Below are 6,190 nucleotides of genomic sequence, written 5' to 3'. Positions count from 1 at the left end.
CGAGGGCGTCAGCGCGCCCGGCCGGTGGATGTTGGCGATCGCCAGCCGCAGCATCGGCAGCCGCGTCCGCGGCAGCCGTCGCGCGGTCGCCATCAGCAGGGCGGCGATGCCGCGGAGCAGCGCGAACACAACGATCGAGGCGGCCACGAACACCGCGGCGATGCGCTTGTCGAAGGAGAGCCCGATCACCACGGCGATCAACAGCGCGATCACCACGCCCATGAAGACGAGATAGCCGAGACGCGGCCGGTGCCATTCCGAGCTGATTGTGTCCCGGAACAGCGCGGCGACCGGCACGTCGTGGACGCGGCCGAGCGGCCACAGGCCGAAGGCCAGCGCGGTGAGCAGGCCGTAGACGAAGGACAGCGCGAGCTCCTCGACGTGCACGGCCGGCACCACCGGCAGCGGCAACAGCTTGCCGAACAGGCCGACGATGGCGAAGGGCAGCGCGGCGCCGAGCGCAAGGCCGATCACCGAGCCGATCGCGGCCAGCAGGATCACCTGCGCCAGATAGATGCCGAACACGTCCCGCCCGGTGGCGCCGACGGCCTTGAAGGCGGCGATCACCTCGATCCGGCGATCGATGTGGCTCTTGACGGCGTTGGCGACACCGACCCCGCCGACAAGAAGCGCGGCAAGGCCGACCAGCGTCAGGAATTGGGTGAAGCGGCTGATGTTGCGTTCCAGCTGCGGCGAAGCGTTGGACCGGCTGCGGATCTCCCAGCCGGCCTGCGGCGCGGCGTTGCGGGCGTCCGCGATGAACGTCTCGGTGGCGCGCTCGCTGTTTGCGGCATCGGGCAGCTTGACCCGGTAGACCCACCGCACCAGGCTGCCGGGCTGGATCAGGCCGGTGGCGCGCAAGGCCGCCTCGCTGATCAGAAAGCGCGGGCCGAAGCCGATGCCGCCGGCGAGCTTGTCGGGCTCGGTCTCGACGGTCGAGCGGATCTGGAACGTCGCGTTGCCGATCGTGACGCGGTCGCCGGCCTTCAGCGACAGCCGGCTCAGCAGCGTCGGATCGGCGGCGGCGCCGAAGGCGCCGTCACGCTCCGCGAGCAGATCGGATATCTCCAGCTGCGGCGCCAGCTTCAGCTTGCCGAGCATCGGATAGGAACCATCGACCGCCTTCATCTCGACCAGAGCGAGCTTGCCGTCGGCCGAGCGCGCCATGCCGCGCAAGGTCGCTGCGGTCGACAGCGTGCCGCGCGAGCGCAGGAAGGCGACCTCTTCGGGCTTTGCTTCGCGCTGGAACAGCACGAAGGAGACGTCGCCGCCAAGCAGCGTGCGGCCCTCGCGGGCAAGGCCGTCGGACAGGCTCGCCGACACCGAGCCGACGCCTGATATCGCCATCACGCCGAGCGCGATGCAGGCGATGAAGACGTAGAAGCCGCGCAGGCCGCCGCGCAATTCGCGTAAGGCGTAACGCAGCGACCGCGCGATGCCGTTCGGCTTCGCGAAGGGCTCGACCGCTGCGCTCATGCCGGCGCGGACTGGGTGTCGATGCGGCCCGAGCGCAGGCGGATGACGCGATCGCAGCGATGCGCCAGCGAGGAATCGTGCGTGACCAGCACCAGGGTCATGCCGCGCTCGGCATGCTTGCTGAACAGAAGGTCGACGATCTGCTGTCCGGTGGTCTCGTCGAGATTTCCGGTCGGCTCGTCGGCGACGAGGATGGTGGGATCGGGCGCCAGCGCGCGGGCGAGCGCGACGCGCTGCTGCTCGCCGCCGGACAGCTGCGTCGGATAATGATGCAGGCGGTCGCCGAGCCCGACCGACTGCAGCTCCTGCGCCGCGCGCTTGGCAGCATCGGGATTGCCGGCAAGCTCGAGCGGCACGGCGACGTTCTCCAGCGCCGTCATGGTCGGGATCAGGTGGAACGATTGGAAGACGATGCCGACCTGGCGGCCGCGGAAGCGGGCCAGCGCGTCCTCGTCGAGGGCATTGAAAGGCGTGCCCGAGACCACCACCTCTCCGCTATCAGGGCGCTCCAGCCCGGCCATCACCATCAGCAGCGTGGATTTGCCCGAGCCTGAAGGGCCGATCAGGCCTATCGTCTCGCTACGGCCGATGCGCAGGCTGATATCCTTGAGGATGTGAACGCGCGCCGCGCCCGTGCCCAATGAGAGGTTGACGTTGGAGATGGCGATGGTGTCCGCGGTGGCGGCGAGCGAAGAGGGGTCGATGCGAGTGTCCATGGTCCGGTCATATGGCAACTCCGCACGCGGGGTCGAGAGGCGTTACGGATTGTTCATGCACATAGCCGTGTTGATGCTCGGCTTTATGACGATAGCGCACCCGGCCTGGGCGGAGGCGACAAAGCCGGTCAAGCTCGTCGTGCTCGGCGATTCCTTGAGCGCCGGTTACGGCCTGGCGGCCCAGGAAGCGTTTCCCCAGAAGCTTCAAAAAGCCTTGCACGCCAAAGGCATAGCGATCGAGATGATCAATGCCGGGGTGTCCGGCGACACCGTCTCCGGCGGCCGCGACCGGCTCGACTGGTCGGTGCCAGAGGGAACAGATGGCGTCATCGTCGAGCTCGGCGCCAACGACGCGCTGCGCGGCATCGATCCCGGCGTGACGCGCGCCGCGCTCGCGGACATCGTCCAGCGGCTCAGGGCGCGCAAGATCGCGGTGATGCTGTGCGGCATGCTGGCGCCGCCCAACAATGGCGCCGACTACGCCGCGCGCTTCAATTCGATTTATCCGGATGTGGCGAAACAATTCGACGTGCCGCTCTATCCGTTCTTCCTCGAGGGCGTTGTCGCCGACGCCAAGCTCAACCAAGGTGACGGCATTCATCCGACTGCGGCCGGCGTCGACGTGATCGTCGGCAAGATCATGCCCACCGTGGAGGCATTCATCGGCACGATCGCTGAGCAGCGGCGTTGAAAACCAGGCAGCGCTAACCCTAATTCCCAGGGTTTTACCGGAGTGAGGCCAGCGATGCTTCGCAGAGTCACACAACTGCGATAGGAATCAGGGTACCGGTGATTCGTCGCCGGCTCTAATTTGGATATGGTCCTTGTCTCGAGGGCCGTACCCAAGCATCGGGAGTGCGAAACGATGCCGCGTTTGTTCACGGGTCTGGAAATCCCGGCCGAGATCGGCCACTCGCTTTCCAACTTGAGGGGCGGCCTCCCCGGCGCCCGCTGGATCGATCCCGAAAATTATCACGTCACCTTGCGCTTCATCGGCGATATCGACGGCGCCTCCGCCAACGAGATCGCCTCCTTGCTGTTTCGCGTCGACCGCAAGCCGTTCGAGGTGAAGGTGCAGGGGCTCACGAGCTTTGGCGGCCGCAAGCCGCGCGCCGTGGTCGCCACCATCGCGCCGAGCAAGCCGCTGATGGAATTGCAGGCCGAACTCGAACGCATGATGCAGCGGATCGGCCTCGATCCGGAAGGACGCAAGTTCATCCCGCACGTCACGCTGGCCCGCCTGCACGATGCCTCCGACCGCGACGTCGCCGACTATCTGTCGCTGCGCGGCTATTTTCCAAGCAAGGCGTTCATGGCCGAGCGCTTCGTGCTGTTCTCCTCGCGCGCCTCCACCGGCGGCGGCCCGTATGTGGTCGAGGACGCCTACGAGCTGTGCGAGTAGGCCCAACTCGGCGACGTTACCGCGGCAGCCCCGCGCCTACTTGCCTGATGTCGGTCTTTGCGAAGTCCCCGCCTTTGAACAACCAGGGTTCGCCGCGGGTCATAGCCAGCGCATAGGAAAAGCAATCACCGTAGTTGAGCGCTGCGGCGTGTCGTCCCTTTCCGTAGCGCCGCCAGGCCCGCCGCGCTGCATCGGCTTGCACGGCATCGACGGCAACGATCTCGGCGCTCAACTTGACGAGCCAGAGATCGAACTCACGCCCTCCCGCTTCGCCAAGCCGGGTCTCGATCACCATAGTCGCTTCAACGACAGTCGCTGCAGAGATCAAACGGATCTGGTCTTCTACAATCAAGCGCTCAATATCGCCGGCATCAGCTTCGTTGAGAGCGATTGCCACGATCGCCGACGTGTCGATCACCATCAGCGCGGCAATCCATGCTCGTCGTATCCGAGAATTTCCTCAGGCGTGCGGTCGTCCAAGACGCGCATCTGGCTCCAGCGTCGCCTGATTTCGGCCAAATCTTCGAGCAGCGCGTCCTTGCGCGTTTGAGCGTTGAGCCGGCGCAATCGCTCTTCGATGGCACGCTTGGTCGCAGTCGTAATGTTCTCGCCCGTCAACTGCGCCAGACTTCGCGCCAATTGCTCAGTTTCGGGGTCCTTGATGCTTAGCGCCATTCATGGCTCCTTTGTTCCTAAATAGGTATAATCTACCTCGGGACGCTGCAAGGTTCATTTGGACGATGGACCCCGTCACTCGTCATGGACGCTTTCCCTGGAAGGCAGCGCATAAGCCGTTGCGCCAACACGCGGTTGCAATTTCCGTCCGTTTCTGGCGGTAAAGGGCCATGCTCTCCACCCCCAGCTCCTCCTTCAGCGAAGCCTATCAGGGCCAGGTCGCCTCCGGCGCGATCGAGCCTGATGCTGCGCAGGCCGAGGTCGCCGAGGCCTATGCGGCGCTGGACCTCAGGCTTGCGAACTACAGCCCCAGGCGCAAGCAGGGCCTGCTCAGCCGCCTGTTCGGCGGCGGCGACAAGGACGACGCGCCGCGCGGGCTCTACATCCATGGCGAGGTCGGCCGCGGCAAGACCATGCTGATGGACCTGTTCTTCCAGCACTCCGATATCGAGCACAAGCGCCGCGCGCATTTCCACGAATTCATGGCCGACGTGCACGAGCGCATCTACGACTATCGCCAGAGCATCGCGCGCGGCGAGATCGCCGACGCCGACGTCATCGCGCTGACCGCAACCGCGATCTTCGAGGAGAGCTGGCTGCTCTGCTTCGACGAATTCCATGTCACCGACATCGCGGACGCGATGATCCTCGGACGCCTGTTCGCGAAATTGTTCGAGCTCGGCACCGTCGTGGTCGCGACCTCGAACGTCGCGCCCGACGATCTCTACAAGGGCGGCCTGAACCGGTCGCTGTTCCTGCCCTTCATCAAGCAGATCACCGACCACATGGACGTCGCGCGGCTCGATGCGCGCACCGACTTCCGGCTGGAGAAGCTCCAGGGCGTGCCGATGTGGTTGACGCCGGCGGACGGCGACGCGGACGCCGCGCTCGACCGCGCCTGGGTCAAGATGACCGGCAACGCCAAATGCAAGTCGCGCGACATCGCCATCAAGGGCCGCACCTTGCACGTGCCGTGCTCGGCCCATGGCGTGGCGCGGTTCACCTTCGCCGATCTCTGCGAGAAGCCGCTCGGCGCATCAGATTACCTCAGGCTGGCGCACGACTATCACACCATCCTGGTCGACCATATTCCAGTGATGGACGTCTCCCAGCGCAACGCCGCCAAGCGTTTCATCACGCTGATCGACACGCTCTATGACAATGCGGTGAAGTTGATGGCCTCGGCCGACGCCAATCCGATCTCGCTGTACCTCGCCCATGAGGGGGTCGAGGCCATGGAATTCAAGCGGACCGCCTCCCGCCTGATCGAGATGAGCTCGGAATCCTATCTGGCGCTGGCCCACGGCCGCAAGGATTCCACCGCCAGCGGCTCGACCAAGGGCCTGGTAGAGACTTAAGTTCTATTCTCTCGGCTTTCGTCGGTATCATTCCGGGGCGCACGAAGTCGCGAGCCCGGAATCCATCAGACCACCAACTCCGTGACCCCATGGATTCCGGGTTCATGCTCCGCACGCCCCGGCATGACGGAGTTGCGCTCCGCTGGCCGGAAGCGCGCCAAGCCCGACAATTGGGCATCCGGCGACTTGAACGAGGGAGGCGAAAGGGATAACCACCCGTCTCAGTTTTCCCCTCCTTACGTGTCTGAAGGACAGGTTCACATGGCGCGCGACAAGATTGCTTTGATTGGCTCAGGCCAGATCGGCGGGACGCTGGCTCACCTCATCGGCCTGAAGGAACTGGGCGACGTCGTGATGTTCGACATCGCCGAGGGCGTGCCGCAGGGCAAGGCGCTCGACATCGCTCAGTCCTCGCCGGTCGACGGCTTCGACGCGCACTACACCGGCGCGAACTCCTACGAAGCGCTCGACAACGCCAAGGTCTGCATCGTCACTGCCGGCGTGCCGCGCAAGCCCGGCATGAGCCGCGACGACCTCCTCTCCATCAACCTCAAGGTCATGGA

7 protein-coding genes and 1 pseudogene are annotated in these 6,190 nt (G+C 65.2%); 4 read left to right on the top strand and 4 right to left on the bottom strand.

The genetic code is table 11. From position 1 onward, the window contains the following. Both JHD07_RS26980 and JHD07_RS26975 read right to left on the bottom strand, forming a co-directional pair. Positions 1 to 1,476 (bottom strand): FtsX-like permease family protein (locus JHD07_RS26980; protein ID WP_291627579.1); only part of this gene is annotated, 1,476 nt, incomplete at its 3' end. Continuing rightward, entirely contained in the window at positions 1,473 to 2,192 is a 720-nt protein-coding gene (locus tag JHD07_RS26975; protein ID WP_291627578.1) for an ABC transporter ATP-binding protein, read from the bottom strand. The genes JHD07_RS26975 and JHD07_RS26980, both read right to left, overlap by 4 nt. Before the next feature lie 55 nt (positions 2,193 to 2,247). Here JHD07_RS26975 and JHD07_RS26970 point away from each other — a divergent pair, with 55 nt between their 5' ends. Together JHD07_RS26970 and thpR are read left to right on the top strand one after the other, a co-directional pair. After that, complete coding sequence (locus JHD07_RS26970) at positions 2,248 to 2,883, top strand: arylesterase (RefSeq protein WP_291627576.1); 636 nt, start codon at positions 2,248 to 2,250, stop codon at positions 2,881 to 2,883. Between the two features lie 174 nt (positions 2,884 to 3,057). Then, positions 3,058 to 3,594, top strand: a complete 537-nt coding sequence (thpR, locus tag JHD07_RS26965; protein ID WP_291627574.1) for an RNA 2',3'-cyclic phosphodiesterase — start codon at positions 3,058 to 3,060, stop codon at positions 3,592 to 3,594. A 16-nt stretch (positions 3,595 to 3,610) separates the two neighbouring features. Here the strand turns inward: thpR and JHD07_RS26960 are convergent, their stop codons facing one another. Then, positions 3,611 to 4,015: a type II toxin-antitoxin system VapC family toxin gene (locus JHD07_RS26960; protein ID WP_291627572.1), complete on the bottom strand. Its 405-nt coding sequence runs from the start codon at positions 4,013 to 4,015 to the stop codon at positions 3,611 to 3,613. Further along, positions 4,015 to 4,269 carry a type II toxin-antitoxin system VapB family antitoxin gene (locus tag JHD07_RS26955; protein ID WP_291627570.1) on the bottom strand — a complete coding sequence of 85 codons (255 nt, stop codon included), beginning with the start codon at positions 4,267 to 4,269 and terminating at the stop codon, positions 4,015 to 4,017. Before JHD07_RS26955 ends, JHD07_RS26960 begins: the two co-directional genes overlap by 1 nt. A 170-nt stretch (positions 4,270 to 4,439) precedes the next feature. Between JHD07_RS26955 and zapE the strand changes: the two genes are divergently transcribed. Next, positions 4,440 to 5,627, top strand: a complete 1,188-nt coding sequence (gene zapE / locus JHD07_RS26950; RefSeq protein ID WP_291627568.1) for a cell division protein ZapE — start codon at positions 4,440 to 4,442, stop codon at positions 5,625 to 5,627. 261 nt (positions 5,628 to 5,888) lie between these two features. After that, positions 5,889 to 6,190, top strand: a pseudogene (locus JHD07_RS26945) (malate dehydrogenase); the annotation flags it as partial.

It is taken from the genome of Bradyrhizobium sp. (assembly GCF_016462955.1).
Lineage (GTDB): Bacteria > Pseudomonadota > Alphaproteobacteria > Rhizobiales > Xanthobacteraceae > Bradyrhizobium.
This window is presented reverse-complemented; position numbering and strand designations above follow the sequence as displayed.